Source organism: Streptomyces sp. NPDC001536 (assembly GCF_042894505.1).
Lineage (GTDB): Bacteria > Actinomycetota > Actinomycetes > Streptomycetales > Streptomycetaceae > Streptomyces.
Genome location: NZ_JBIAVQ010000006.1, coordinates 287,561 through 312,533, shown reverse-complemented (window position 1 = coordinate 312,533; position 24,973 = coordinate 287,561). Strand labels below are relative to the sequence as shown.

19 protein-coding genes are annotated in these 24,973 nt (G+C 71.5%); 7 read left to right on the top strand and 12 right to left on the bottom strand.

Annotated elements, in window-relative coordinates; genetic code table 11:
* Nucleotides 1-16 precede the first annotated feature (16 nt).
* The gene (locus ACFY0U_RS19300; RefSeq protein WP_388636859.1) at nucleotides 17-1,600 is read left to right on the top strand and encodes a glycoside hydrolase family 13 protein; all 1,584 of its coding nucleotides are present in this window, start codon (nucleotides 17-19) and stop codon (nucleotides 1,598-1,600) included.
* Between the two features lie 80 nt (nucleotides 1,601-1,680).
* Nucleotides 1,681-3,822 carry a discoidin domain-containing protein gene (locus ACFY0U_RS19295; protein WP_388636856.1) on the top strand — a complete coding sequence of 714 codons (2,142 nt, stop codon included), beginning with the start codon at nucleotides 1,681-1,683 and terminating at the stop codon, nucleotides 3,820-3,822.
* Here ACFY0U_RS19295 and ACFY0U_RS19290 read toward each other — a convergent pair.
* The 4 genes from ACFY0U_RS19290 to ACFY0U_RS19275 are packed head-to-tail and all read right to left on the bottom strand — an operon-like array spanning nucleotide 3,791 to nucleotide 7,141.
* Nucleotides 3,791-4,603 (bottom strand): ABC transporter ATP-binding protein, encoded by an 813-nt coding sequence (locus tag ACFY0U_RS19290; protein ID WP_388636853.1) that lies wholly within the window; start codon nucleotides 4,601-4,603, stop codon nucleotides 3,791-3,793. The genes ACFY0U_RS19295 and ACFY0U_RS19290 overlap by 32 nt on opposite strands.
* A gap of 20 nt (nucleotides 4,604-4,623) precedes the next feature.
* Nucleotides 4,624-5,403 (bottom strand): ABC transporter permease, encoded by a 780-nt coding sequence (locus tag ACFY0U_RS19285; protein WP_388636850.1) that lies wholly within the window; start codon nucleotides 5,401-5,403, stop codon nucleotides 4,624-4,626.
* Entirely contained in the window at nucleotides 5,400-6,173 is a 774-nt protein-coding gene (locus ACFY0U_RS19280) for an ABC transporter permease (RefSeq protein ID WP_388636847.1), read from the bottom strand. Before ACFY0U_RS19280 ends, ACFY0U_RS19285 begins: the two co-directional genes overlap by 4 nt.
* On the bottom strand, nucleotides 6,170-7,141 hold the full coding sequence (locus tag ACFY0U_RS19275; protein WP_388636844.1) for an ABC transporter substrate-binding protein: 972 nt from the start codon (nucleotides 7,139-7,141) through the stop codon (nucleotides 6,170-6,172). The genes ACFY0U_RS19280 and ACFY0U_RS19275 overlap by 4 nt, the downstream gene beginning before the upstream one ends.
* A gap of 146 nt (nucleotides 7,142-7,287) precedes the next feature.
* Here ACFY0U_RS19275 and ACFY0U_RS19270 point away from each other — a divergent pair, with 146 nt between their 5' ends.
* Entirely contained in the window at nucleotides 7,288-8,142 is an 855-nt protein-coding gene (locus ACFY0U_RS19270) for an IclR family transcriptional regulator C-terminal domain-containing protein (protein ID WP_388636841.1), read from the top strand.
* Here the strand turns inward: ACFY0U_RS19270 and ACFY0U_RS19265 are convergent.
* From ACFY0U_RS19265 to ACFY0U_RS19250, 4 genes are all read right to left on the bottom strand, one after another.
* Nucleotides 8,057-8,995 carry a PDR/VanB family oxidoreductase gene (locus ACFY0U_RS19265; RefSeq protein WP_388636838.1) on the bottom strand — a complete coding sequence of 313 codons (939 nt, stop codon included), beginning with the start codon at nucleotides 8,993-8,995 and terminating at the stop codon, nucleotides 8,057-8,059. The two genes, ACFY0U_RS19270 and ACFY0U_RS19265, sit on opposite strands and share 86 nt — an antisense overlap.
* Nucleotides 8,992-9,162 (bottom strand): hypothetical protein, encoded by a 171-nt coding sequence (locus ACFY0U_RS19260; protein WP_388636835.1) that lies wholly within the window; start codon nucleotides 9,160-9,162, stop codon nucleotides 8,992-8,994. The genes ACFY0U_RS19265 and ACFY0U_RS19260 overlap by 4 nt, the downstream gene beginning before the upstream one ends.
* Entirely contained in the window at nucleotides 9,159-10,232 is a 1,074-nt protein-coding gene (locus tag ACFY0U_RS19255) for a Rieske 2Fe-2S domain-containing protein (RefSeq protein WP_388636832.1), read from the bottom strand. Before ACFY0U_RS19255 ends, ACFY0U_RS19260 begins: the two co-directional genes overlap by 4 nt.
* Before the next feature lie 185 nt (nucleotides 10,233-10,417).
* Entirely contained in the window at nucleotides 10,418-13,405 is a 2,988-nt protein-coding gene (locus ACFY0U_RS19250) for an AAA family ATPase (RefSeq protein ID WP_388636830.1), read from the bottom strand.
* Nucleotides 13,406-13,918: 513 nt separating this feature from the next.
* Between ACFY0U_RS19250 and ACFY0U_RS19245 the strand changes: the two genes are divergently transcribed.
* The 3 genes from ACFY0U_RS19245 to ACFY0U_RS19235 all read left to right on the top strand — a co-directional run bounded on the left by ACFY0U_RS19245 (nucleotide 13,919) and on the right by ACFY0U_RS19235 (nucleotide 19,929).
* Complete coding sequence (locus tag ACFY0U_RS19245) at nucleotides 13,919-15,601, top strand: heme peroxidase family protein (RefSeq protein WP_388636827.1); 1,683 nt, start codon at nucleotides 13,919-13,921, stop codon at nucleotides 15,599-15,601.
* 138 nt (nucleotides 15,602-15,739) lie between these two features.
* Nucleotides 15,740-17,713 carry a trypsin-like serine peptidase gene (locus ACFY0U_RS19240; protein WP_388636824.1) on the top strand — a complete coding sequence of 658 codons (1,974 nt, stop codon included), beginning with the start codon at nucleotides 15,740-15,742 and terminating at the stop codon, nucleotides 17,711-17,713.
* A gap of 164 nt (nucleotides 17,714-17,877) precedes the next feature.
* A complete protein-coding gene (locus ACFY0U_RS19235; RefSeq protein WP_388636821.1) occupies nucleotides 17,878-19,929 on the top strand; it encodes a phosphocholine-specific phospholipase C in 2,052 nt (683 codons plus the stop codon).
* Nucleotides 19,930-19,947: 18 nt separating this feature from the next.
* Here ACFY0U_RS19235 and ACFY0U_RS19230 read toward each other — a convergent pair whose 3' ends face one another.
* Together ACFY0U_RS19230 and ACFY0U_RS19225 are read right to left on the bottom strand one after the other, a co-directional pair.
* Nucleotides 19,948-20,982 (bottom strand): hypothetical protein, encoded by a 1,035-nt coding sequence (locus tag ACFY0U_RS19230; RefSeq protein ID WP_388636818.1) that lies wholly within the window; start codon nucleotides 20,980-20,982, stop codon nucleotides 19,948-19,950.
* On the bottom strand, nucleotides 20,979-21,785 hold the full coding sequence (locus ACFY0U_RS19225; RefSeq protein ID WP_388636814.1) for a phosphatase PAP2 family protein: 807 nt from the start codon (nucleotides 21,783-21,785) through the stop codon (nucleotides 20,979-20,981). The genes ACFY0U_RS19230 and ACFY0U_RS19225 overlap by 4 nt, the downstream gene beginning before the upstream one ends.
* Before the next feature lie 223 nt (nucleotides 21,786-22,008).
* Between ACFY0U_RS19225 and ACFY0U_RS19220 the strand changes: the two genes are divergently transcribed.
* Nucleotides 22,009-22,623, top strand: a complete 615-nt coding sequence (locus ACFY0U_RS19220) for a TetR/AcrR family transcriptional regulator C-terminal ligand-binding domain-containing protein (RefSeq protein ID WP_388636812.1) — start codon at nucleotides 22,009-22,011, stop codon at nucleotides 22,621-22,623.
* A gap of 147 nt (nucleotides 22,624-22,770) precedes the next feature.
* On the opposite strand, the gene ACFY0U_RS19215 is transcribed toward ACFY0U_RS19220, so the two are convergent.
* Both ACFY0U_RS19215 and ACFY0U_RS19210 read right to left on the bottom strand, forming a co-directional pair.
* The gene (locus ACFY0U_RS19215) at nucleotides 22,771-23,760 is read right to left on the bottom strand and encodes a DUF2510 domain-containing protein (protein WP_388636810.1); all 990 of its coding nucleotides are present in this window, start codon (nucleotides 23,758-23,760) and stop codon (nucleotides 22,771-22,773) included.
* 58 nt (nucleotides 23,761-23,818) lie between these two features.
* Nucleotides 23,819-24,973: an anhydro-N-acetylmuramic acid kinase gene (locus ACFY0U_RS19210; RefSeq protein ID WP_388636807.1), complete on the bottom strand. Its 1,155-nt coding sequence runs from the start codon at nucleotides 24,971-24,973 to the stop codon at nucleotides 23,819-23,821.

The window sequence follows — 24,973 nt, the reverse complement described above, 5'->3', positions numbered from 1 at the left end:
CAGAAAGGGAAGCTCAGTGGGACAGCCCAACCGTGCCCCGAAGGAGTGGTGGCGCTCCGCCGTCATCTACCAGGTCTACGTCCGCAGTTTCGCCGACGGAGACGCGGACGGCACCGGTGACCTCGCCGGCGTCCGCGCCCGGCTGCCGTATCTCGCCGAACTCGGTGTGGACGCCCTGTGGTTCAGCCCCTGGTATCTGTCCCCGATGAAGGACGGCGGCTACGACGTCGCCGATTACCGGGCGATCGACCCGGCCTTCGGCACCCTCGCGGAGGCCGAGAAGCTGATCGCCGAGGCCCGTGAACTCGGCATCCGTGTCATCGTCGACATCGTCCCCAACCATGTGTCCGACCAGCACGCCTGGTTCCGCGCCGCCCTGGCCGGCGGACCCGAACGCGAACTGTTCCACTTCCGGCGCGGGCGCGGCGGCCAGGGCGAACTCCCGCCGAACGACTGGCAGTCGGAGTTCGGCGGGCCTGCCTGGAGCCGCCTCGACGACGGCGACTGGTATCTGCATCTCTTCGCCCCCGAACAGCCCGACCTCAACTGGGGCCACCCCGCGGTCCGGCAGGAGCACGAGGACATCCTGCGCTTCTGGTTCGAGCGCGGCGTCGCCGGCGTGCGGATCGACTCGGCCGCCCTCCTGGCCAAGGACCCCCGGCTGCCGGACTTCGTCGAGGGCCGCGATCCGCACCCCTACGTCGACCGGGACGAACTCCACGAGGTCTACCGCTCCTGGCGGGCGATCGCCGACGAGTACGACGGCATCTTCGTCGGCGAGGTCTGGCTCCCCGACACCGAACGCTTCGCCCGCTATCTGCGCCCCGACGAGCTGCACACGGCCTTCAACTTCTCCTTCATGACCTGCCCCTGGGATGCGGGACGGCTGCGCTCGTCGATCGACGACACCCTCGCCGAGCACGCCCCGGTCGGCGCCCCCGCCACCTGGGTGCTGTGCAACCACGACATCACACGGACAGTGACGCGCTACGGCCGTACGGACACCGCCTTCGACTTCGCCACCAAGGCCTTCGGCACCCCGACCGACCTCGCCCTCGGCACCCGGCGCGCCCGCGCTGCCGCCCTGCTGTCCCTGGCGCTGCCCGGGGCCGTGTACCTGTACCAGGGGGAGGAGCTGGGGCTGCCCGAGGCGGAGATTCCCGTCGACCGCATACAAGATCCGATGCACTTCCGGTCGGGCGGCACCGACCCGGGACGCGACGGATGCCGGGTGCCGCTGCCGTGGACGGCCGAGGCACCGTATGCGGGATTCGGTTCGCGCGAGACTCCCTGGCTACCGCAGCCGGTCGGCTGGACATCGTATGCGGTCGACCGGCAACAGGATGATCCCTCCTCCATGCTCTCCCTCTACCGCGAGGCGATCCGCCTCCGTCCCGCACTCGGCGACGGCCCGCTCACCTGGCTCACGGCACCCGAGGGCGTCCTCACCTTCACCCGGGGCGCCGGCGTCCTGTGCGTGGTGAACCTGGCCGACGCCCCCGCCGAGCTGCCCGCCCACACCGAACTGCTCCTCGCCAGCGGTCCACTGCATACAGACGGCAGTCTGCCGAGGGACACCGCGGTCTGGCTCCGCACCTGAGCCCGGCCGTGCACGTACTCCGCTATCCCCTTGCACCCCCACTCCGAAGGGATCAGCACATGTACAGAACTGTCAGGGGCATGCCAGCCGTCATGGTGGTGGCCCTCTCCGCGGGACTGCTCACCGCCACCGCGCCCACCGCGCACGCGGCCGCCGGTGCCACGCTCCCGTTCACCTCGGTCGAGGCCGAGTCCGCGACCACGACCGGCTCGAAGATCGGCCCCGACCACACCCAGGGCACCCTCGCCTCGGAGGCGTCGGGGCGCCAAGCCGTCAGGATCACCTCCGGGCAGCGCGTGGAGTTCACCGTGCCGAGCGCGGCCAACGCGGTGAACCTCGCCTACAGCGTCCCGGACGGCCAGTCGGGCACGCTTGACGTGTACGTCAACGGCACCAGGATCTCCCGGACGCTCCCGGTCACCTCCAAGTACTCCTACGTCGACACCGGCTGGATACCGGGCGCCAAAACACACCACTTCTACGACAACGCCCGCCTGTTGCTCGGCCAGAACGTGCAGGCCGGCGACAAGGTGGCCTTCCAGTCCACGGGAACCCAAGTGACCGTGGACGTCGCCGACTTCGAGCAGGTCGCCGCGGCCGCCGCACAGCCCGCCGGGTCCGTGTCCGTCGTCTCCAAGGGCGCCGACCCGAGCGGCAGCGGTGACTCCACACAGGCCTTCCGGGACGCCATCGCGTCGGCCCAAGGGGGAGTGGTCTGGATTCCGCCCGGCGACTACCGGCTGACGTCCTCGCTCAGCGGCGTCCAGAACGTCACGCTCCAGGGCGCGGGCGGCTGGCACTCGGTCGTGCACACCTCCCGCTTCATCGACCAGTCCAGCTCGTCCGGCGGCGTGCACATCAAGAACTTCGCGGTCATCGGCGAGGTCACCGAGCGCGTCGACTCCAACCCGGACAACTTCGTCAACGGATCACTGGGACCGAACTCCAGCGTCTCCGGCATGTGGCTCCAGCACCTCAAGGTCGGCCTCTGGCTGATGGGCAACAACGACAACCTCGTCGTCGAGAACAACCGCTTCCTCGACATGACGGCCGACGGCCTCAACCTCAACGGCAACGCCCGCGGCGTCCGCGTGCGCAACAACTTCCTGCGCAACCAGGGCGACGACGCGCTCGCCATGTGGTCCCTGTACGCGCCGGACACCAACAGCAGCTTCGAGAACAACACCATCAGCCAGCCGAACCTGGCCAACGGCATCGCGATCTACGGCGGTACCGACATCGCCGTGAAGAACAACCTGATCTCCGACACCAACGCCCTCGGCAGCGGTATCGCGATCTCCAACCAGAAGTTCCTGGACCCCTTCCACCCGCTGTCCGGCACCATCACGGTCGACGGCAACACGCTGGTGCGCACCGGCGCGATGAACCCCAACTGGAACCATCCGATGGGCGCGTTGCGCGTCGACTCCTACGACAGCGCCATCAACGCGCAGATCAACATCACCAACACGACCATCACCGACAGCCCCTACAGCGCCTTCGAGTTCGTCTCCGGCGGCGGACAGGGCTACCCGGTCCGCAATGTGACCGTGGACGGCGCGACCGTGCGCAACACGGGGACGGTCGTGGTGCAGGCGGAGGCCCAGGGCGCGGCCACCTTCCGCAATGTCACGGCGACGAACGTCGGGGCGGCCGGCATCTACAACTGCCCCTATCCGGCGAGCTCCGGGACCTTCACGCTCACCGACGGCGGCGGCAACTCCGGCTGGAGCAGCACCTGGTCGGACTGCTCGACCTGGCCGCAGCCCGGCCAGGGCAACCCGGACCCCGACCCGACCCGCAACCTCGCCAAGGGCCGCCCGGCCACGGCCAGCGGATCGCAGGACGTCTACACACCGGGCAAGGCGGTCGACGGCGACGCGAACACCTACTGGGAGTCCGCCAACAACGCCTTCCCGCAGTCCTGGACCGTCGACCTGGGCTCCACGGAAGCCGTACGACGCCTGGTGCTGAAGCTGCCGCCCTCCTCCGCGTGGGGCGCCCGTACCCAGACGATCACGGTGCTGGGCAGCACCAATGGCTCGGCCTTCTCCACGGTCGTGGGGTCCGCGGGCTATCGCTTCGACCCCGCCACCGGCAACACGGCCACCGTGACCCTGCCGGCCGACACCAGCCTGCGCTATCTGCGTCTGTCCGTGAGCGCCAACACGGGCTGGCCGGCAGGTCAGTTCAGTGAGGTGGAGGCGTATCGGACTTCGTGAGCGCGTCCTGCGGGACCCCGCGCTTCGCCGCCTGGATCTGCGCGTACACATGGGTCCGGAGCTCGGCGAAGCGCGGGGCCACCCGGGTGTGCAACTGGTCGCGCTCGTCCGGGAGATCGACCTTCAGCTGCTCCTGCACGACGGTGGGGGAGGCCGACAGCACGATGACCCGCTCGCCCAGGTACACCGCCTCGTCGATGTCGTGGGTGACGAACAGGATCGTGATGCCGCGCTCCCGCCACAGCCGACGTACCAGGTCCTCCAGATCGGCGCGGGTCTGGGCGTCCACCGCCGCGAACGGCTCGTCCATCAGCAGCACTTCGGGCTCGTAGGCCAGCGCGCGGGCGATCGCCACCCGCTGCTGCATACCGCCCGACAGCTGCCAGGGATACGCCCCCGCCGCGTCCGCGAGCCCCACCGACTCCAGAGCGTCGGCGACCAGCTCCCGGCGCCGCGCCTTGCTCAAGTCCTTCTGTTTGAGCGGGAGTTCGACGTTCTCGCCGACCCTCTTCCACGGGAACAGACTGCGCCCGTACTCCTGGAACACGAACGCCATCCCGGGCGGCGGGCCGTTCACCTTCTTGCCCGAAAGCAGGACTTCACCGCCGGTCGGCGCGAGGAGGCCGCCCATGCACTTCAGCAGGGTCGTCTTGCCGCAGCCCGACGGGCCCACGAGACAGACGAGTTCGCCCGCCTCGACGGTGAAGGTGAGGTCGCGGACCGCCTCCACACGGCGCCCGGACCCCTCGTAGACCTTGTTCAGGCCGCGTACGTCGAGCATGGACCGCCCTTTCGTGAACGTCACGGGGACCGCCGGGTCGAGGCCCGCAGACCGTGGTACCAGCCGAGGACCCGTCGCTCGACCAGCTGGAAGACGACGGAGAGCACAAAGCCGAGCAGACCGAGGACGAGGATCCCGGTCCACATCTCGGGGACCGCGAAACTGCGCTGGAACTGCACGACCGTGAAGCCGAGCCCGTCGCTCGCCGCGAACATCTCGCTGATGACCATGAGGATGATGCCGATCGACAGGGCCTGTCGCAGCCCCGCGAAGATCTGCGGACTCGCCGAGCGCAGCACCACGTCCTTGAGGCGGGCGACGCCCGTGATGCCGTACGAGCGGGCCGTCTCCGCCATCACGGAGTCCACCGCGCGCACCCCCTCGACCGTGTTGAGCAGGATCGGCCAGACACAGCCGCTGGCGATCACGACGATCTTCATCGTGTCGTCGATGCCCGCGAAGAGCATGATGACCGGGACGAGGACCGGCGGCGGCACCGCCCGCAGGAACTCCAGGACCGGCTCGCACACCGCCCGCACCCGCCGGTAGGAGCCGATGACCACGCCGACGGCGACACCCACGACAGCGGCCACGGCGTAACCGGCCGAGAGCCGGAGCACGCTGGGCAGCACGTCGTCCTTGAACCGCTCGCCCGTCCAGACGTCCGGGAAGGTCTCCAGAATGGTCCGCAGCGGCGGCCAGAACACGTCGGTGCTGCCGGCGGACGCGAACCACCAGATCGTGAACAGCAGCGCGGGCAGCGCGAGTACGAAGAACAGCCGCAGCACAACGCCCTTCACACCGCCACCTCCCCGCGCACCGACTGATGCCACGCCAGGGCCCGCCGCTCCACGGTACGCGCGCCCACGTTGATGAGCAGCCCCAGAACGCCGGTCACCACGATCAGCGCGTACATCTCCGGCACCGCCTGGGAGTTCTGCGCGACGGCGATACGGGCGCCCAACCCCGGTGCGCCAATGACGAGTTCGGCGGTGATGGCGAGGATCAGGGCGACGGCCGCGGCCAGCCGGATGCCGGTCATGACGTACGGCAGCGCGGTCGGCCACAGGACGTGCCGGACCCGCGCCCAGGGGCCGAGACCGTAGGAGCGTGCCGTCTCCTCGGCGACCGGGTCGACGTCCTGGACGCCGTACAGGACCTGGATCAGCACCTGCCAGAACGAGGCGTACACGACGAGCAACAGCACCGAGCGCAGTTCGGTGCCGTACAACAGCACTGCCAGCGGGATGAGTGCGACCGAGGGGATCGGGCGCAGGAACTCGATCGTGGAGGCCGTGGCCTCGCGCAGATACGGCACCACCGCGATGGCGACGCCGATGACGATGCCGGCCGTCGAGGCGATGACCAGGCCCAGCGCCCAGCCGGTGAGGGTGTCGCCGAGCGCCGTCCAGAAGGTGTCGTCGGAGAGCTCGGTGCCGAGGGCGTCGGCGATGCGGCTGGTCGGCGGGAAGTAGGCCTCTTTGACGAGGCCGAGCCGCGGCACCGCCTCGCCCAGGGCGAGGAAGGCCGCGAGCCCTGCGGCGCCGAGCGCGATGTTGAGTCCCCTCACGGCAGCAGCTTGTCCAGGTCGGGTGCCGTCTTGAAGAGGCCGTCGTCCTGGCCGAGCTTCTCCAGCGCGTCGAGGGATGCGCGGTCCGGGTCGGCCGGCCAGGCGGGCAGAGTGACCTTCGCCAGCACGGCCGCCGGGATCTTCGTGTACGTGGTGACGATCTGGCGGGCCTCGTCCGGGTGGGCGTCCGCGTAGGCGAGCGACTCGGCGAGGGCGGCCTGGAACTTCTTCACGACGGCCGCGTTCTGCTGTTCGTACGACGTCGACGTGAAGTACATCGCCACGGTGAGGTTGGGCGCGACGTCCACGAGGGGCGAGGCGATCTCCCGGGCGCCCTGGCTCTTCACGGTCGCGAGCGCCGGCTCGACCACCATGGCCGCGTCGATCTGCCCGCTGTCCAGGGCGGCCGGCATCTGGTCGAAGGCGAGCTCGACGAACTTCACCTTGTCCGGGTCGCCGCCGGCCTTGCGCACCGACTCGCGCACCGCGGTCTCGTTGATGTTCTTCAGGGTGTTGATGGCGACCTTCTTGCCCTCCAGCTGATCGGCCGACTTGATCGAGCTGTCGCCCTTCACGGTGAGGGCGCCGAAGTCCTTGCCCTGCACGCCCGTTGAGGCGATGCCGTTGGAAACGACCTTCACCGGCACGTTGTTGGACTGGGCGATCATCAGTGAGGTCGAGTTGGAGAAGCCGAACTGGTACTGGCCGCTGGCGACGGCGGGCACGATCGCCGCGCCGCCCTGGGCGAGCGAGACCTCCAGCTCCAGACCCTGCTTCTTGAAGAAGCCCTTCTCCTGCCCCAGATACAGCGGTGCGACGTCGACGATGGGGATCACACCGACCTTGACCTTGGTGGTGCCGCCGGACGACGACGCCTTGTCCGACCCGGTGCTGTCCCCGGACGAGCCACAGGCCGACACGGTGACCAGGAATGCTCCGGCCGCTAGAGCGGCGAGCACACGACGCATGGCTCCTCCTGTGCAGACTTCATTGTTCCGACAGGGTGTGCGCACAGCGCACAATGGTGCACAGTGCGAAAGGTAGAGTTTTTGCTCCCCGCGGTCAACGCCCTTGGCTGACAATATTGTTGACAGTTGTTGAGGTGGAGGCGACGATGCCCGCAGCAGCCCGCCCCCCGCACTTCGTCCGTTCCTTCGAGCGGGGCCTCGCCGTGATCCGCGCATTCGACGCGGAACACCCGGAACTGACGCTCGCCGAGGTCGCCCGCAGCTGCGGACTGACCCGCGCCGCGGCCCGGCGCTTTCTGCTCACACTCGTCGACCTCGGATACGTGCACGCCGACGGCCGGGCGTTCCGGCTCACGCCACGCGTGCTGGAGCTCGGCTACTCCTATCTCGCGGGCTTCTCGCTGGCGCAGATCGCCGAACCGCATCTGGAGCAACTGGTCGACCGTACAAGGGAGTCGTCGTCCCTGTGCGTGCTCGACGGCGACGACATCGTGTACGTGGCGAGGGTACCCGCGCGCCGCATCATGACGGCCGCGATCACCGTCGGGACCCGCTTCCCGGCGTACGTCACGTCCGTGGGCCGGGTGATCCTCGCCCATCTGCCGGACGAGGAAAGGGAGTCGAGGCTGGCACGGGCCGACCTCCGGCCTCTGACACCGCGCACGATCACCGACGCGGACCTGCTGCGCGCCGAGCTCGACAAGGTGCGGGCCCGCGGATACGCGGTCGTCGACCAGGAGTTGGAGGAGGGGCTGCGCTCACTCGCCGCCCCGGTGCGGGACCGGGGCGGCGAGGTGGTGGCGGCGGTGAACATCCCGGTGCACGCCAGCCGCAACACGGTGACCTCGGTCCGCCGCGAGCTGCTGCCGCATCTGCTGGAGACGGTCGCCGGGATCGAGACCGACCTCAGGATGGCTACAGGTCGAGGACGAGCCGCTTCCCCCGACACCGGGACACACAGATCATCATCGTCTCGCTGGCCTCCCGCTCCGCGTCCGTGAGCACCGAGTCCCGGTGGTCCGGGGCGCCTTCGAGGACATCGGTCTCGCACGTCCCGCAGGTGCCCTCCGTGCAGGAGAACAGCACCTCCACACCGGCGCCGCGCACCGCGTCCAGCACGGAGACGTCCGCCGGCACGGTCACCGTCCGGCCGCTCTGCGCCAACTCGACCTCGAACTCGGTGTTCTCGCCGGTCTCCTGCTCCTTCGGCGTGAACCGCTCCAGGCGCAGCACCCCGGCCGGGCAGCGGGCCTCCACCGCGTCCAGCAGGGGGCCGGGACCGCAGCAGTAGACGAGGGTGCCCTCGGGGATGTCGTCGAGCACCGACGCCAGGTCGAGCAGGCCGGTCTCGTCCTGCGGCGCGACGGTGACCCGGTCGCCGTATCGCTCCAACTCCTCGGTGAACGCGATGGAGTCACGGGTGCGCCCGCCGTACAGCAGGGTCCACTGCGCGCCGCGGGACTCCGCCTCCGCCAGCATCGGCAGGATGGGCGTGATGCCGATGCCGCCCGCGATGAACCGGTAGCCGGGTGCGGGTTCGAGGGCGAAGTGATTGCGGGGCCCGCGCACCCGCACCTTGTCGCCCTGCCGCAACTGCTCGTGCACATGGGCGGATCCGCCGCGCCCGTCCGGCTCGCGCAGTACGGCGATCCGCCAGGCGGTGCGGTCGGCCGGGTCGCCGCACAGCGAGTACTGGCGTTCAAGACCGGGGCCGAGCACGACGTCGATGTGTCCGCCGGGTTCCCAGGCCGGGAGCCGCTCGCCGAGGGGGTGGCACAGGGTGAGGGCGAGCACGCCGTCGGCCGCGGACTCCCTGTGACCGACGACGAGTTCGGCTTCGTACACGTCACTCATGAAGTGCTTCCTCGCGGCTCGTGTCCTTGCGGGTGGGCGAGCATCCACTCCCACATCTCGATCGGGTCCTGCGAGGTGTGCTCGCGGCCGCAGTGACAGGTGCCGTGCAGCACGTCCGTGCCGGGCAGCCAGTCGATGCGGTAGATCTCTCCCGTCGGACTGCTCACTGGACCTTCTCCACGGGCTTGGCGCCCTCCTCGACCAGCCGGGCGAGGATACGGCGGGCGGCCAGGCCGCCGGTGTCGATGTTGATGCTCAGCTCCTGGTACCCCGTCCGCTCCGTGCCGAGCGTCTTCTGGAGCAGGTTGAGCGCGTCGACGTCCTGCATGACGACGGTGTGGTTGTTCTTCCGCAGGAACTCGGTGACCTCGTCGTCCTCGGTCGCCCAGTCGCGCGAGACCATCCAGAAGTCGTACACCTTGCCGTCGGAGGACGGCGTGATCGCGTACGTCACCTCGGTGTGGAAGCCGTTCGGGTCGCTGCCGTCCGCCTCCGGCACCACACCGACCGGGGCGACCCGGCTGTGGAGCAGATACAGACAGGGCGCGCTGTACTCGATGTCCTGCCAGCGCGTGATCCGGCCTTCTATGCCGGTGGACTTGGCGTAGAACGGCGGGCACTCGGCGTCGTCCATGTGCCGGCTCACCCGCACGATCCCCGCCCCCTCGTCGACCTCGGTCGTGATCGGCGTCTCGGCGACCTCCGGGGTCCCGATGTAACCGCCGTGCAGATACGTCTCGTGCGAGAGGTCGAGAAGGTTGTCGACGAGGAGCCCGTAGTCGGCGTCGATGGGCTCCATGCCGCGCACGGTCGTCCAGCCGGGGGAGTCCAGGTGCCGGGCCCGCGGGATGGTGTCGGGGTCGGCGAGGGCCGGGTCGCCGATCCACACCCAGATCAGGGAGTCCAGCTCGGCGATCGGGTACGAGGCGACGCGCGCGGTCCGCGGGACGCGTTTCTGCCCCGGCACGTACACACACGTGCCCGTCGTGTCGTACGTGAACCCGTGGTACCCGCACACGATCCGGTCACCGTCGAGCCGGCTCGGCTTCTCGTGCAGCGGGAACCGGCGGTGCACACACCGGTCGGCCAGCGCGACGGGCGTGCCCTCCTCCTCGGTCCGGTAGAAGACGAGCGGCTCCCCGAGGATCGTCCGGCCGAGCAGCTCCTCCCGCCCCACCTCGTGGCTGTAGGCGGCGACGTACCACTGGTTCCTGGCGAAGGCGGTCATGTGCGGCATCGTTGCGGCTCCCGTCTGTCTGAGGTGGGGCCATCGTCCGGAAGGGCGCCACCGCGACGCAACGCCTCTTCCGCCGGACGGAAGAGCTTCGGTGACGTACCTGGTCGGAGCGGGTCGGACCGTTCGGCACCGCGGACCGCGCCGAGGCCCGTCCGGCAGGCCGCGAACACCGCCTACGGCGGAGGTCAGCCGGACCCGCTCCGCGGCCCGGAACCCGTGATCCCCGCGCCGGCGAGACGGCGGGCGAGATCCGAGCGGGAGCGGACGCCCAACTTGCGGTAGACACGGGTGAGATGGGCCTCGATCGTCTTGCGGGACAGGAACAGTGACGCGGCGGCCTCGACGTTGCTGAGCCCCTCGCCGATGGCACGCGCCACCTGGAGCTCCTGAGGGGTGAGCAGGTCCACCGCCGGCTGCTCGCCGGCGGGCGCCGCGGTCCGGTGACCGCTGGCCGCGACCTCGGCGGCGGCCCGGTCCGCCCACGGCACGGCGCCCAGCGCGCCGAACGTGCGCTGCGCCAGCAGCAGGGGCTCCCGCGCCGCCGACGGCCGCCGGAACCTCCGCAGCACCTCGCCCGCGACCAGCCTGGTCCGGGCCTGCTCGAAGGCCAACTCCGGGTCGGCAGCGGCGCGTTCGGCGACGGCCAGCCAGTCGGCGGCCTCCTCGGCGGAGCGCGCCAGCAGCACCCGGCAGTGGGCGTGCGCCGCGACCGGCCAGGCCAGCCCCGTACGGGTGGCACTCTCCTGCAGCCAGTCCGCCACGGCGACGGCCCGGTCCCGCGCCCCGGTGCGCAGACAGGCCTCGGCGAGGTCCGCAAGCCACGGCATGAGAGACGGATTGACCAGCCCCATCCCGTCCGCCGCCGTGAACGCCGCTTCCAGGTGCGTGCGCGCGGCCTCCGGATCACCGGCGGCCAGCGCGGAGGTACCGAGCGCACCGCGGGCGAAGACAGCCAGGCCCTGCACCCGGCCGCCGCACGAGCGCTCGTACCGCGCCACGTGTTCCTCGCAGGCCGCGAAGTCACCCCGCAGGGCGTCCAGCCGGGCGAGCTGGACCAGGGCGTAGCCCGTCATCGCCAGATGGCCGAACTCCTCCGCCCAGCGCAGCGCCTCGGCGGCATCCGCGCGGGCCGTCGGCCAGTGCGACCACATCTCCGCCCCGCACCGGGCCAGGAGGGCGTAGGGCAGCAGCGACAGGGCGTTGTCGCGGCGGATCTCCTCGATCAGCGTGTCCAGCGTGCGGCGGGCGAGATGCCACTCCTCGGTCCAGGACAGTCCCTGGGCGATCTCCGTCGTCGCCTGGAGTTCCTCGGGACCGGTCCGGCCGCGCCCCTCCTGGAGCAGCGCGCGCAGCTCCGTACGGCTTGCGCGCACCTCACCGCCCAGGGCCCCGGCCCGCGCGCGCATGATGGCCGCGTGCCGGCGCTGCGCGTCCGGTACGTCGTCCGCCGGCGACGCACAGCGGGCGGCGATGTCGCAGGCGTCGCGTATCCGCCCGTCCATCGTGGCGGGTATCACCGCGGCCCCGTACAGGCGGCAGGCGCGTGCACGGTCCACCGGTTCCACCGCGCGGGCGGCGGCGACCAGCAGCTGGTGCGCGCGCCCGGGATCGCCGAGCCAGGTGCGGGCCTGACCGCGCAACAGCTCGATGTCCGCGGTCAGCAGCGGGTCCCGGCTGTACGACAGGGCCTGCTCGCACCACTGGGCGGCCTCCCGTGCCGTACCGCCGTGGAAGGCGTCGTGGGCGGCCTCGAACAGACGGCGGGCCGCGTCCGCGGGATCCGGGGACAGCTCGGCGGCACGGTGCCAGGCCGGGGCGGCGGCCGCCAGCGCCCCGCGTTGGCGGGCCTGCCGGGCGTCGGCCGCGAGACGCGCGGCCACCGACTCGTCCGGACCCGGGCTGGCGGCGGCCAGGTACCAGCTCCGCAGCTCGCCCGAACTGACCTCGGCCAGCCTGCGGTAGACCTCCGGCCGGCGGACCGTCGGGCACTGGCGCAGCACCAGCGGGCCCAGCACGGGATGCCGCAGCTCGCACGTGTCGTCCCGCATCCGCACCAGCCCGGCCGCCTCGGCCGGGTCCAGGTCCGCGGTGGTGAGCCCTTCGGCGGCCATCGCCCGCTGGAGCAGCGGCCAGCGCAGCGTGCGGCCGGCGGCGACGTACACCAGCGCCTCCCGGCTGCGCGGCGGCAGGGTGCGCAACTGCCCCCGCCAGGCGCGTTCCACCAGCGGCCCAGGTGCCTCCCAGGAGTCGTCCCACGGCTCGGCACCGGTCGTGCGGGCCCGGGTGAGAGCCGCCGCGTACTCCACCAGGACCAGGGGGTTGCCCTGCGCCAGCCGTACGATCCGGCCCGCCGCCGGATCCGCCCGGTCGAGCGCGTGCCGCTGGAGCAGGGTCCAGCACTCGTCGTCCGTGAGCGGTCCGAGAGCGACCTGCGGCAGGCATTCCCCGAGACCGACCTCCCCGAGACCGACCTCCCCGGGACCGTCCTCCCGGCCGCCGCGCGCGGCCATGATCAGCGCCGCCGGCTCCGTGGCCAGGCGCCGGGCCACGAACTGGAGCACCTGCCGCGACGAGGGATCGGCCCACTGGAGATCGTCGACGAGGACCAGCAGGGGCTCTGCCGCGCCGGCGGTGGCCAGCACGCCGAGGGCACCCGCGCACACGGCGTACGGGTTGGGCTCGGCCGGCTCGCCGAGCGCCAGGCAGCTCTCCACGGCCCGCCGCTGCGCCGGCGGCAGCGCGTCGAAGTGGCCGCGGAGCGGCAGCAGCACATCGGCCAGCACCGCGTACGGCAGCACGGCCTCCGACTCCACTCCCGCCGCCCACAGCACCCGGGCGCCCCCGCACCGGGCCGCCGCCTGGCGCAGCAGCGTGCTCTTGCCGATCCCGGGCTCGCCGGTCAGCAGTAGGGCACCGCCGCTGTGGGGAAGGGCCTGCGCCAGGCCGGTCACGCGCTCCTGTTCGGCGCCGCGTCCGACGAGGGCGGCCGGTAAGGGCGGGCCGGCCGGTCCGGGCCCATGGGCCGGCCCGTCGGGGCCGGGTGGGGCGGGGACCCAGCACGCCGCGTGCGCCCCACCCGCCGTCGGCTGCCTCGGCCCCGTGCACCCCGGCATGCACTCGGGTTCGCGCACCGCTGTCCCCGTCGGCGCGTCCGTCATCGCCGTCTCGTTCATGAAGCCCCCCGTATTCCGCCGGTCCCAGCGGCGGTCCGTCCACTGCCAGGGTGCCCCCACGGGGGTGATCGGCGTGTGAGGTCGCGGCTCCTGGCCAGGGTCGGCGCGCGGCACTCCCGTCACCGTGACCGCACCGGCCTTCCGATGTCACGGGAGTGCGCACGGCCGGTGCGCCTCCGCACCGCCGGAACGAGCGGCCACGGCTCCGGGGACGGTCCGTCTACGCCGCTCCCGGTACCGGCACCGCCGGTGACGGTACCGAGGGTGCCACCGCACGGACCGATCCCGTGGCCGGAGCAGACGGCGTAGGCGTCCTCACCCCCGCACCCGCCTCCGGCGGCCCGGCACGGCGGTGACACGGCGAACGACCCGTTCACGGTGAGCCGGGCCGCCGGGCACGTCCGGAGAACGAGGAGGCCGGTCCCCGCCCTTGCGGAGGCAGGGAGTTCCCCGAAGCCGGGCCCCGACCGGACGGCAATACTCGCCACTTCCAGGACTGCAAGGGGGTATGCCATGGCTGAGCAGGGACAGTTCCGGCGGGTCATCACGAACATCGCGCACGGTGGTCACGCCATTCTCGACAGCGCGGACCCGACCGCCGAGGCGGCCAAGATCCGCGACAGCGACGTGAACGCGCTGAGCTCGGTGGTCCAGGAGTCCGCCGCCGATGCCGAGCACGCGGGCAGGACGTCCTTCGGCTATCTGTTCTCCGGCCTCGCCGAGCAGTTCCCGGCGCATCACCTGCCGCAGGACGACAAGGCCCCGGACGTCGTCAAAGCCCTGCTCGCGCTCGGCGGCGCGATGATCGAGACACCGCAGGACGGGCGCGATCCGCAGCTCAACTCGCCGATCCCGCCCGTGTACACCTACTGGGGCCAGTTCCTCGACCACGACCTGACGGCGGCGACCGACCGCGATCTGGTGATCAACATCACCGATGAGCACATCGTGCCCGAGGCGCCGGACGAGGTGGTCAAGAAGCTGGTGAACCAGCGGACCCCGGAGCTCAATCTCGACTCGGTCTACGGCGACGGACCGTTCGTGACACCGACCGCGGGCTCGAAGGCCGTCCCCTACGACGGGATCAAGTTCCGGCTCGGCCTGCTCTCGCCGCTGCCGACGGGGGCGCTCATCCCCCCGGTCGACGACGACGAACGGGATCTCCCGCGCCAGGCCGGGATCCCGCTCGTCGGCGACGAACGCAACGACGAGAACCTCGTGGTGGCCCAACTGCACGTGGCCTTCCTGCGGTTCCACAACGCGGCCGTCGACTGGGTCCGCGCCAACGAGCCCGACCGGGAGACGGACGTCGAGGTCTTCCTGCGGGCCCGGGACCTCACCCGGTGGACCTACCAGTGGCTGTGCGTGCACGACTATCTGCGCACGGTGGCGCGCCCCGACGTCGTCGACCTCGTGGACACCGCGGACGAGAACCTGCTCCGGCTGGACGAACGCGGCACCTACATGCCGGTGGAGTTCTCGGTGGCGGCCTTCCGTTTCGGCCACAGCATGGTGCGCGGCGGCTACGACTGGAACCGCAACTTCGGCCGCCTCGGCAACACCGCTCCCTTCGCCTCCCTGGTGCAACTGTTCCAGTTCACCGGCAAGGGCGGACTCGGGGGTGCGCCCACCCTCCTCGCGAACTGGCCGGTGGAGTGGGACCGGTTGGTCGACAAGAGCAGTCAGTTCGCCAATCGCTTCGCGCGGCTCATCGACACCAGGCTCGCGCCACCGCTCGACGTGATGCCCAACGAGGGCAACGACGAGAACCGCCCCGACCGGATCCGGGAACTGCTCAAGCACCTCGCCCGCCGCAACCTCCTGCGCGGCTACCGGCTGGCGGTGCCCACGGGCCAGGCCGTGGCCACGGCACTGGGCGTCACACCGCTCAGCCAGGCGGAGTTGGACCAGGGCAGCAGCGAAGCGGTGAAGGCGGCCCTGGGAACGGAGGTCCTGCGCGGCCGCACCCCCCTGTGGTTCTACGTGCTGAAGGAGGCCGAGGTCAGGGAGCTCGGCCGGCGGCTGGGCGAGGTCGGCAGCCGTGTCGTCGCCGAGACGATCATCGGGCACATCCGCAACGACCGTGGCTCGTACGCCAACCAGACGAGCTGGAGCCCCGCGCAGGGCGTCCTGCTCCCGGGCGGCCGGCCGGTACGTACGATCGCGGACTTCCTGCGCTTCGCGGGCGTCCTCTGAGACCCCGGCACCGGCCGGCCCGGCCCGCCCGGTCGGCTCCCCTCCCCGCGCCCCCGTCGGTCGGTTCCGGCGGGGGCGCCCGGCACTCTGGGGAGTTCCCCGAAGCGCCGGGCGCCCCGGACCGCGGAGCATGCGCGCATGGACCTACGACAGCAGCAGCAACGCATGGTGGAGCGGTACCAGGAGACGACGGCACAGCGCGAGGACATCCGCCGCCGACAGGCGGAAGCGGGGACGCTGTTCGCCGTCGACAGCGAGGCGCAGCTGCGCGCCCGCACCGAGCGGCTGCTGAGCCAGGGTGAGGTGGAGCCGGAGCCGCCCGTGCCGCTGAGCCCCGACGGGAGCCCGGCGCGCCGCACCGTGCTGGAACGGATCCTGGGCGCGGCGAGCGAGCTCCAGAGCGTGAACTTCCTCGATCGCGGGGTGCGGGCGGCACGCGCCGTCGCGCGCGTCTCCATCGTCGAGGGCGGGCGGCGGGTCGGTTTCGGCACCGGGTTCCTCGTGGCGGAGCGGCTGCTGCTCACCAACAACCATGTGCTGCCCGACGTGGCGGCCGCCACCGGCTCCTTCGTGGAGTTCAACCTCGAACCCGATGTGGACGGTCTGCCCGAACCGGTCGACTCCTACGACCTGGACCCCCGCGCACTCTTCGTCACCGACGCCGACCTCGACTACACGCTCGTCGCCGTCGCCGTCGGCTCCCACGGGAAGCGGCCCGGGGAGGTGCACGGCAGCCTGAAGCTGATCGCACAGCAGGGGAAGATCGTCATCGGGGAACCCGTGAACATCGTCGGCCACCCGGACGGGCGGCCGAAGGAGATCGCGGTCCGCGACAACGCCCTGCTCAACCAGTTGCCGCAGTTCCTGCACTACCACACGGACACCAGGCCCGGAAACTCCGGTTCGCCCGTCTTCAACGACCAGTGGGAGGTCGTGGCGCTGCACCACGCCGGCGTGCCCGACCCCGATGGCGAGGGATGGATCGCCAACGAGGGCGCACGGGTGAGTGTCGTTCTGAGGCACCTGGCACAGGCCGAGCTGCCACCGGAACAGCGGCTGGTGCTCTCCGAGTTGGGCCCGCAGGCGGTACCGGTCGAGAGCGCGCCGGTCGCGGGGGTGCTCGACGGGACGGCGCCGGCCGGTACCGAGGCCGGTCCGGCGGCCGCCGTGTTCGAGAGGCGCGGCCTCCCCGGGCGGACCGGTGCCGGCCGGCGCGTGGTCTTCCTGCACGGCAGGGGGCAGCAGGGCCGCGATCCCGCCGCGCTGCGCTCGGCCTGGTGCCGGGCACTGGCCGACGGACTGGCGGCATCGGGCCTCGACCCGCTGGAGTCCGCCGACGTCTGGATGCCCTTCTACGGCGACACGCTGGGCGGCGCGCTGTCGGCCCGGGAGCGTTTCGCCCTCGAAACGGAGCTGACAACGGCCGAGCGCTACGAGCCCGCCGATCCCGGCGCCCAGGCGGTGTACGCCGAACTGCTCGACACCGCGGCCGTGGCCTCCGGGATGCCCGAGGGGGAACGCGCCCGCGTGGCGGAGGGCGTACCGGCCGGTCCTGACGCCGACCGGGCCCCGGAATCGGCCCTGTTCGGCAAGGCGGTTTCCGCGCTGCAACGTCCGCTGTCCTGGCTCGCGGACCGCAGCGGCCTCGACGACATCGTGATCGCGACGGTGTTCCGCGATGTCGCGACCTACCTCGACAACAGCGCGGTACGCGACGCCGTGCTCGACACCGTCCTGGACGGGATGCCCGACGACGGCGAGATCGTGCTCGTCAGCCACAGCCTCGGCACGGTCGTCGCGCTCGACCTCCTCACCCGGCTGCCCGGCGGAGCCGCGGTGCCGCTCCTCGTGACCGCGGGCAGCCCGCTCGGCCTCGACGCCGTGTACAAGAGGCTGCTCGTCCGCGGCGCGGTCCGGCCGGAGCGGGTCGGGGCGTGGGTCAACGCGTGGGCGGCGGCGGACGCCGTGGCCATCGGCTGCCCGCTCGACGACACCTGGCGCGGTGTCCGGGACGTGCTGTGCCCCAACCGCAAGGACCGGGCACACGACATCACCCAGTACCTCGCCCACACCGCGGTGGCCACCGAGATCGCCCGCGCAGCCCGGCCGTAGCCGGGCCCGGCGCCGGACCCGGCTCCTCAACCTCACGTACCCACGAGCTTCACGTCCGCGCCACCAGGCCCTTCCTTGACGTCTGTTGCCCTTGGAACACTCGCTGCGCACACCGTGCGTCCGATTCCGGTGCATCGTTGCGCAGAATGAGAGGTCCCTCACCCATGGCTGACGTCAACCGGCGCAGATTCCTTCAACTCGCGGGCGCCACCTCGGCGTTCACCGCACTGTCGAGCAGTATCCAGCGTGCCGCCGCGCTCCCGGCGAACCATCGCACGGGGTCGATCGAGGATGTCGAGCACATCGTCGTCCTGATGCAGGAGAACCGTTCGTTCGATCACTACTTCGGCGCGCTGCGGGGCGTGCGCGGCTTCGGCGACCCGCGTCCGGTGAAGCACGAGAACGGCAAGTCGATCTGGCACCAGTCCGACGGCACCAAGGACATCCTGCCCTTCCACCCGGAGGCCGACGACCTGGGCATGCAGTTCCTGGAGGGCCTGCCGCACGGCTGGACCGACGGCCAGCAGGCCTACAACGGGGGCAAGTACGACACATGGGTGCCGGCGAAGGGCACCACGACGATGGCGTACCTGACCCGCGAGGACATCCCCTTCCACTACGCCCTCGCCGACGCCTTCACCATCTGCGACGCCTACCACTGCTCGTTCATCGGCTCGACCGACCCGAACCGCTACTACATGTGGACGGGCTACACCGGCAACGACGGCACCGGCGGCGGCCCGGTCATGGGCAACGACGAGGTCGGCTACGGCTGGACGACCTACCCCGAGCGCCTGGAGCGGGCCGGCGTCTCGTGGAAGATCTACCAGGACATCGGCGACGGCCTGGACGCGGCGGGCTCCTGGGGCTGGATCGCGGACGCCTACCGGGGCAACTACGGCGACAACTCGCTGCTCTACTTCAACAAGTACCGCGACGCGAAGCCCGGCGATCCCTGGTACGACAAGGCCCGCACCGGCACCGACGTCAAGAACGGCGACGGCTACTTCGACCGCCTGAGGGCCGACGTCAAGGCCGGCACGCTGCCCCAGATCTCCTGGATCGCCGCCCCCGAGGCCTTCTCCGAGCACTCCAACTGGCCCTCGAACTACGGCGCCTGGTACATCGCGCAGGTCCTCGACGCCCTCACCTCCAACCCGGAGGTCTGGTCGAAGACGGCCCTGTTCATCACCTTCGACGAGAACGACGGCTTCTTCGACCACGTGGTGCCGCCGCTGCCGCCCAGGTCCGCGGCGCAGGGCAAGTCGACCGTCGACGTCTCGCTCGACCTCTACCCCGGCGACGCCAACCGTCCGGCGGGCCCCTACGGCCTCGGCCCCCGGGTACCGATGCTGGTCGTCTCACCGTGGAGCAAGGGCGGATACGTCAACTCCGAGACCCTGGACCACACCTCGATCCTGCGGTTCATGGAGCGCCGTTTCGGCGTCAAGGAGACGAACATCTCGCCCTGGCGCCGGGCCGTCTGCGGCGACCTCACCTCCGCCTTCGACTTCTCCCGCAAGGACAGCCGCCCCGCCGCGCTGCCGGAGACGGACGAGTACGAGCCGCAGGACCGCGAGCGGCACCCGGACTACAAGCCGACGCCGCCGGCCGACCCGGACATGCCCAAGCAGGAGCGCGGTCTGCGTCCGTCCCGCCCGCTCAAGTACGCCCCGCACGTGGACGGTGCCGTCGACGCGGCGGCAGGGAAGTTCACGCTGAGCTTCGCCTCCGGCGCCAAGGCAGGTGCCGCCTTCCACGTCACCTCCGGCAACCGCACCGACGGCCCGTGGACCTACACCACGGAGGCCGGCAAGACGATCGCGGACACCTGGAACTCGGCGTACTCGAAGGGCTCGTACGACCTGACCGTGCACGGCCCGAACGGCTTCGTGCGCTCCTTCAAGGGGGCGAACAAGAAGGCCGGACCCGAGATCACCGCACGGCACACCGGTGACGACGTCGAGCTGACCTTCACCAACAAGGGCACCGGCACGGCCCGGCTCAAGGTCACCAGCGGCTACGGCGGTCGCGCCCGCACCGTCACCGTGCGGCCCGGCAGCACGGTGAGGCACCGCGTGGACCTCGCGGCGAGCCGGCGCTGGTACGACCTGACCGTCACCTCCGACGCCGACCCGGCGTTCCTGCGGCGGTTCGCCGGGCACGTGGAGAACGGGCGGCCCGGGGTGAGCGACCCGGCGATCGCCACCGCGTAGGCAGCGGGGCCGAGCGCGTCAGAGCGGTGTGAGGTGCCCCGGGCCGGGCTGCCGGGGCATCAACACCGACTCGGGCGGCACCTTCGCGGCTTCCAGCGCCAGGACGGCCGCGACGGGGTGGTCGGCATCGGCGACCGTGATGCCGTCGCCCTGCGGCTGATCCGCCGCGACCAGGTCGTCGTACGACTGATCCGCGGCCACCGCTTCGTCGTACGCCGGGTCCACCGCCACCACCTCCGGCGCCACCCGGCTCAGCAGCACCACACCCCACGCGGAGAGGCCCGCCCCGGCCAGCGCGAGGAGGATGCCCGCCGCGCCGCCCTGGAGGCGTTCGCCCAGCAGCGACAGTCCGATGACCGCGGCCGCCACCGGATTCGCCAGGGTCACCACCGCCAGCGGAGCGCCGAGGCCGCCCCGGTAGGCGACCTGGGACAGCAGCAGACCGCCCGCCGCGAACGCCGCGACGAGCAGGGCGACGCCGATGACCTGCACGCTCAGCAGGGACTCCGAGCGGTCGGTCGCGGCCACCGTCACGGTCTGGGTGAGGGCCGAGGCGACCCCGGAGGCGAAGCCGGACGCGGAGGCGTGCCGCAGCCCGGGACGGGTGCCCCGGCGGGCCAGGAGACCGATCACCGCGGCCGTCGCACCGGCGACCGTCAGCGCCTGCGGGACGCTGAGCACGTCGTCGGGCGCGGGGCCGGACGCCGTGACGAGGATCGCGGCCAGACCGATCAGGGTGTACGCCGTCCCCCGCCACTCCGTCGCGCTGACCCGCCGCCCCGCGACCCGCGCGCCCATGGGCACCGCGGCGACCAGGGTGAGCGCGCCCAGCGGCTGGACCACGGTCAGCGGCCCGTACTTCAGGGCCACCACGTGCAGCAGCGCGGCGGAGGCGTTGAGCGCGACGGACCACCACCAGGCGCCCGAGCCCAGCAGCCGCAGCATCCCCGAACCGGGGTTGCGGGAGGCCAGCCGCTCCTGGGCGACGGCCGCGCCCGCGTAGGCGACGGCGGAGAACAGGGACAGGACGACGGCGAGGGCGGTGGCGCTCATCGGCCGGCTCCGACCAGGACGTTCTCCTCGACCGGTGCCGGGGTTTCCTGAGTTCCCCGAAGCGGATCCTCGGTCTTCGCCGTACGCCGCGGCGGGCGGACCACCGCGAGCGCGATGCCGAGCATGGCCGCCGCCACGATCGCGTCGAGCCAGTAGTGGTTCGCGGTCCCGACGATCACCAGCAGTGTCAGCAGCGGATGCAGCAGCCACAGCCCGCGCCAGCGTGACCGGGTCGCCACGATCAGGCCGATCGCCACCATCAGGGCCCAGCCGAAGTGCAGCGACGGCATCGCCGCGAACTGGTTCGACAGGTGGTCGGTCTGCGGCGGGCCGTACACCGACGGCCCGTACTCGCGGGCGGTGTCCACCAGGCCCGTCGCGGCGAGCATGCGCGGCGGGGCGAGCGGGAAGACGAGGTGCACCACGAGTGCGGCGCCGGTGACGGCGGCCAGCACCCGCCGGGACCAGACATAGTGCGCCGGCCGGCGCAGATAGAGCCAGACCAGGAAGGCCGCGGTGGCCGGGAAATGGATCGTGGCGTAGTAGGTGTTGGCGATGTGCACGAGAGAGTCGCCGTGCAGCAGCAGATTCTGTACGTCGCCCTCGCCGGGCAGGTGTACGGCTCGTTCCAGGTCCCATACGCGGTGCGCGTTGCGGAATGCTTCGCCGGTGTGGCCGGTCGCCAGCTGACGGCCGAACTTGTAGACGAGGAAGAGTCCTGCGACGAGCAGGAGCTCTCGGACGAGCGGCGGCCGCGCTATGGCGCGGGTCTCCGCTTCTGCAGGCTCGGTGCGGGCATTCATCCCCCGGCCCCTTCGCTGACGGTGGTGCGGGCTGAGCTTGTGACTCGTCTGGTGCGGCGAACTCATCGCGCTCATCGATACGGGTGCGTACCGATACGCCAGTGTACCGATACGGTCCAGTACCGGTACACTCGCGTATCGATAGACGTACGCCACACTGGAAGCAGCCCGCACCACCTTGTATGAAGTCGCTCAAGCCCCACTCGAACGAGGAGAAGAGCAGATGACGTCGCAGGCCGCGGACGGACCGGAGACGGTCGCCGCCTCGCGCCGCTCCAAAATCACGCCCGAGCGTGAGCAGGAGTTCTTCGACGCCGTGCTCGAACAGGTCCGTGAATGCGGCTACGAGGCCGTGACCATGGAGGGTGTCGCCGCGAGCACCCGGTGCAGCAAGTCCACGCTCTACCGGCAGTGGAAGACCAAGCCGCAGTTCGTGGTGGCCGCGCTGCGCTCCCGGCGCCAGTCGAAGTTCGACGGCATCGATACAGGATCGCTCGCGGAGGACTTGCGCGAGGTGGCGCGGGCTGCGGGCCGCTGGTCGAATAGTGACACCAAGCTGCTCCAGGCCCTCGGACACGCCGTCACGCAGGACCCGGAGCTGGCGCAGGCACTGCGGGAGGCGCTCGTCGACCCGGAGATCGCGTCGCTGAAGGAGATCCTCCAGCGCGGGGTCGACCGGGGCGAGGTCCCCGCCGGGCATCCGGCGCTGGAGTACATCCCGGCGCAGATGTTCGGCGTGATCCGGGCGCGGCCCGTCGTGGACGGGGAGTACGCCGACCAGAACTACCTGGTCTGCTTCGTGGAGGCCGCGGTGCTGCCCGCACTGGGGCTCACATAAGACCCAGGCCGCCGTCCACGGGATGACTGGACGGTGACCTGCTCGCGCCGCACCGTGGGGACGGGGGCGGCGCGCACCCCCCGGCCGGGTGGGGTTCCTCTTGAGCGGAGAGGCGCCCCACCCGGCCGACGGGTTTGCGGGGGAGTGTCAGACGTCCTGGCCGCTGCCGCTGCCCGTGGACACCTTGATCCCCTTGGTGATCTCGTCGATGACCGACTGCTTCTCGCCGACGTCGACACCGAAGCGCACGACGACGATCTGCTGCGCGTTCGCGGGGGAGGGGAAGGCCAGCGACTCGACGTAACCGTCGGCACCCTTGCTGGTGACCGCCTTCCAGCGGACCATGTAGCCCTTCTGCCCGGCGACGGTCACGGCCTTGGAGGCCAGCACGTCGTGCGAGGTGATCGAACCGTAGGTCTTGCCGCCGTACGACTGCTCGGCGTTGGCCTCGATGTCCGCCTTGGCGACCTGCTCGGCCGTCGAGCCGGCGGTGCCCAGCAGGGTCGCGGGGGCCGAGTACGCACCGCCCTTCGTGCAGTTCTGGGAGGTGTCGCCGGGGCACTGGTAGGAGTCGTTCGACGTGACCGACGCACCGGCCTGGATCTGCTGGCCGTACCAGCCGTCCGGGATGGGGATGCTGATCCCGCTGATCGCGTCGGTCACCGAACCGCTCTCGATCTTCGGCGCCTCGGACTGTTCGGGCGAGGGCGAGGCCCCGCCGGAACCGCCGGAGCCACCCGGGCCGCCGTTTCCGCCGGTGGATCCGTCCTGTCCACCCGGCCCGCCCTGCCCGCCGCCCGGCCCCTGCTGCGAGCTGGCGCTGCCGCCGTCCGAGTCGTTGCCGGCCAGCGCCCACACGCCCACACCGATGCTGGCGAGGACCGCGACGGCCGCCGCCACGGCTATGCCAATGCGCAGACCGCGCCGTCCGCCGGCCGGTGGCTGACCGGGATAGGCCGGATACGTGGGATACGCCCCCGCGGCGGGCGCCTGCGCCGGGGGACCCCATACGGCGGCCGACCCCGCGGGGCGGGTCTGGTCCGTCCATGCCCTGCCGTCCCACCAGCGCTCGGTGGCGGGACCGTCATTTGTCTGCCCGGGATCGGGGTACCACCCGGGAGGAGTCACCTGCGTCATGCCCCCACCGTATGAGGCGTCGGTGAAAGGCGGATGAGAGGGGCGGGCCGAATTCCGGTCACTCCAGTACGAGTCGTACAGGTTTCTCCCGCGCGGGAGGCGGCAGACGCAGTCCGTCCCGGCCGGGAGTCACCGATCCGAGCATGCGCGCGTGCCGGGCGCCGGTGCTCGCGGGGACGGTGCCGGGCAGTCCGTGCGCGGTCAGGAATCCCAGGACGGCGAAGGCGTACGCCTCCTTGGCGTCCGACGGCAGCCCCAGCTCGTCGGAGGTGCGCAGCGCGATGCCCGGCAGGGCCTCGGCCAGCAACCCCATCAGCGTCGGGTTGCGGGTCCCGCCGCCCGAGGCGATCACCTCCGTGGCGCGCACCGACCGGACCGCGTCGGCTACCGTCCGGGCGGTGAGCGCGGTCAGTGTGGCGACGACGTCCTCGGCCGACAGCGTCCCGATCCCCGCGAGGGCCTCCTGGAGATGTCCGAGGTGGAAGAGCTCCTTGCCGGTCGTCTTCGGCGGCGCCAGCGCGTAGTACGGCTCGGCGAGCAGCCGCTCCAGCAGCGCCCCGTGCACCTTCCCGCGCGCGGCCAGCGCCCCGTCGGCGTCGTACGCCAGGCGCCCGCCGCTGAACCCCCGGGCCGCCGCGTCGATCAGCGCGCATCCGGGGCCGGTGTCGAAGGCGGTCCCGTCGGGTGCGGTGAGGTTGGCGATGCCGCCCAGGTTGAGCGCGACCGGTGTGCCCGGGCGGCCGCGCAGCCACAGCAGGTCGACCAGGCTGACCAGCGGGCCGCCCTGGCCGCCGGCGGCGATGTCACGGGGCCGGAAGTCGGCGACCACGGGGAGTCCGGTCGCCTCGGCGATCCAGGCGGGCTGCCCGATCTGCAAGGTGCCGTGCACCCGGCCGTCGGCGGCCCAGTGGTACACGGTCTGCCCGTGCGAGGCGATCAACTCGGCCCGCCCGTCGCACAGTTCATGGTCGGCCCGCACGGCCGCCGCCGCGAACGCCTGCCCGATCAGGGTGTCCAGTCGGCACACCTCGGCCATCGAGGTCGGCGCCGGCGGAAGAGCCGCCGAGAGCGCCTCGCGCAGTGCGTCGTCGTACGGCGTGCTCACCATTCCCAGCGGTCTCAGGACCAGGCCGTCCCCGACGAGGTCCAGTTCGGCCGCCGCCGCGTCGATGGCGTCGTACGACGTGCCGGACATCAGACCGATCACCCGCAT

What these genes read in the sequence shown, in the direction of transcription:
- ACFY0U_RS19215 (WP_388636810.1), bottom strand. Translation starts at nt 23,760, where the DNA reads ATGACGCAGGTGACTCCTCCCGGGTGGTACCCCGATCCCGGGCAGACA.
- ACFY0U_RS19295 (WP_388636856.1), top strand. Translation starts at nt 1,681, where the DNA reads ATGCCAGCCGTCATGGTGGTGGCCCTCTCCGCGGGACTGCTCACCGCC.
- ACFY0U_RS19235 (WP_388636821.1), top strand. Translation starts at nt 17,878, where the DNA reads ATGGCTGACGTCAACCGGCGCAGATTCCTTCAACTCGCGGGCGCCACC.
- ACFY0U_RS19245 (WP_388636827.1), top strand. Translation starts at nt 13,919, where the DNA reads ATGGCTGAGCAGGGACAGTTCCGGCGGGTCATCACGAACATCGCGCAC.
- ACFY0U_RS19250 (WP_388636830.1), bottom strand. Translation starts at nt 13,405, where the DNA reads ATGAACGAGACGGCGATGACGGACGCGCCGACGGGGACAGCGGTGCGC.
- ACFY0U_RS19275 (WP_388636844.1), bottom strand. Translation starts at nt 7,141, where the DNA reads ATGCGTCGTGTGCTCGCCGCTCTAGCGGCCGGAGCATTCCTGGTCACC.
- ACFY0U_RS19265 (WP_388636838.1), bottom strand. Translation starts at nt 8,995, where the DNA reads ATGAGTGACGTGTACGAAGCCGAACTCGTCGTCGGTCACAGGGAGTCC.
- ACFY0U_RS19210 (WP_388636807.1), bottom strand. Translation starts at nt 24,973, where the DNA reads ATGCGGGTGATCGGTCTGATGTCCGGCACGTCGTACGACGCCATCGAC.
- ACFY0U_RS19220 (WP_388636812.1), top strand. Translation starts at nt 22,009, where the DNA reads ATGACGTCGCAGGCCGCGGACGGACCGGAGACGGTCGCCGCCTCGCGC.
- ACFY0U_RS19240 (WP_388636824.1), top strand. Translation starts at nt 15,740, where the DNA reads ATGGACCTACGACAGCAGCAGCAACGCATGGTGGAGCGGTACCAGGAG.
- ACFY0U_RS19230 (WP_388636818.1), bottom strand. Translation starts at nt 20,982, where the DNA reads ATGAGCGCCACCGCCCTCGCCGTCGTCCTGTCCCTGTTCTCCGCCGTC.
- ACFY0U_RS19270 (WP_388636841.1), top strand. Translation starts at nt 7,288, where the DNA reads ATGCCCGCAGCAGCCCGCCCCCCGCACTTCGTCCGTTCCTTCGAGCGG.
- ACFY0U_RS19225 (WP_388636814.1), bottom strand. Translation starts at nt 21,785, where the DNA reads ATGAATGCCCGCACCGAGCCTGCAGAAGCGGAGACCCGCGCCATAGCG.
- ACFY0U_RS19255 (WP_388636832.1), bottom strand. Translation starts at nt 10,232, where the DNA reads ATGCCGCACATGACCGCCTTCGCCAGGAACCAGTGGTACGTCGCCGCC.
- ACFY0U_RS19290 (WP_388636853.1), bottom strand. Translation starts at nt 4,603, where the DNA reads ATGCTCGACGTACGCGGCCTGAACAAGGTCTACGAGGGGTCCGGGCGC.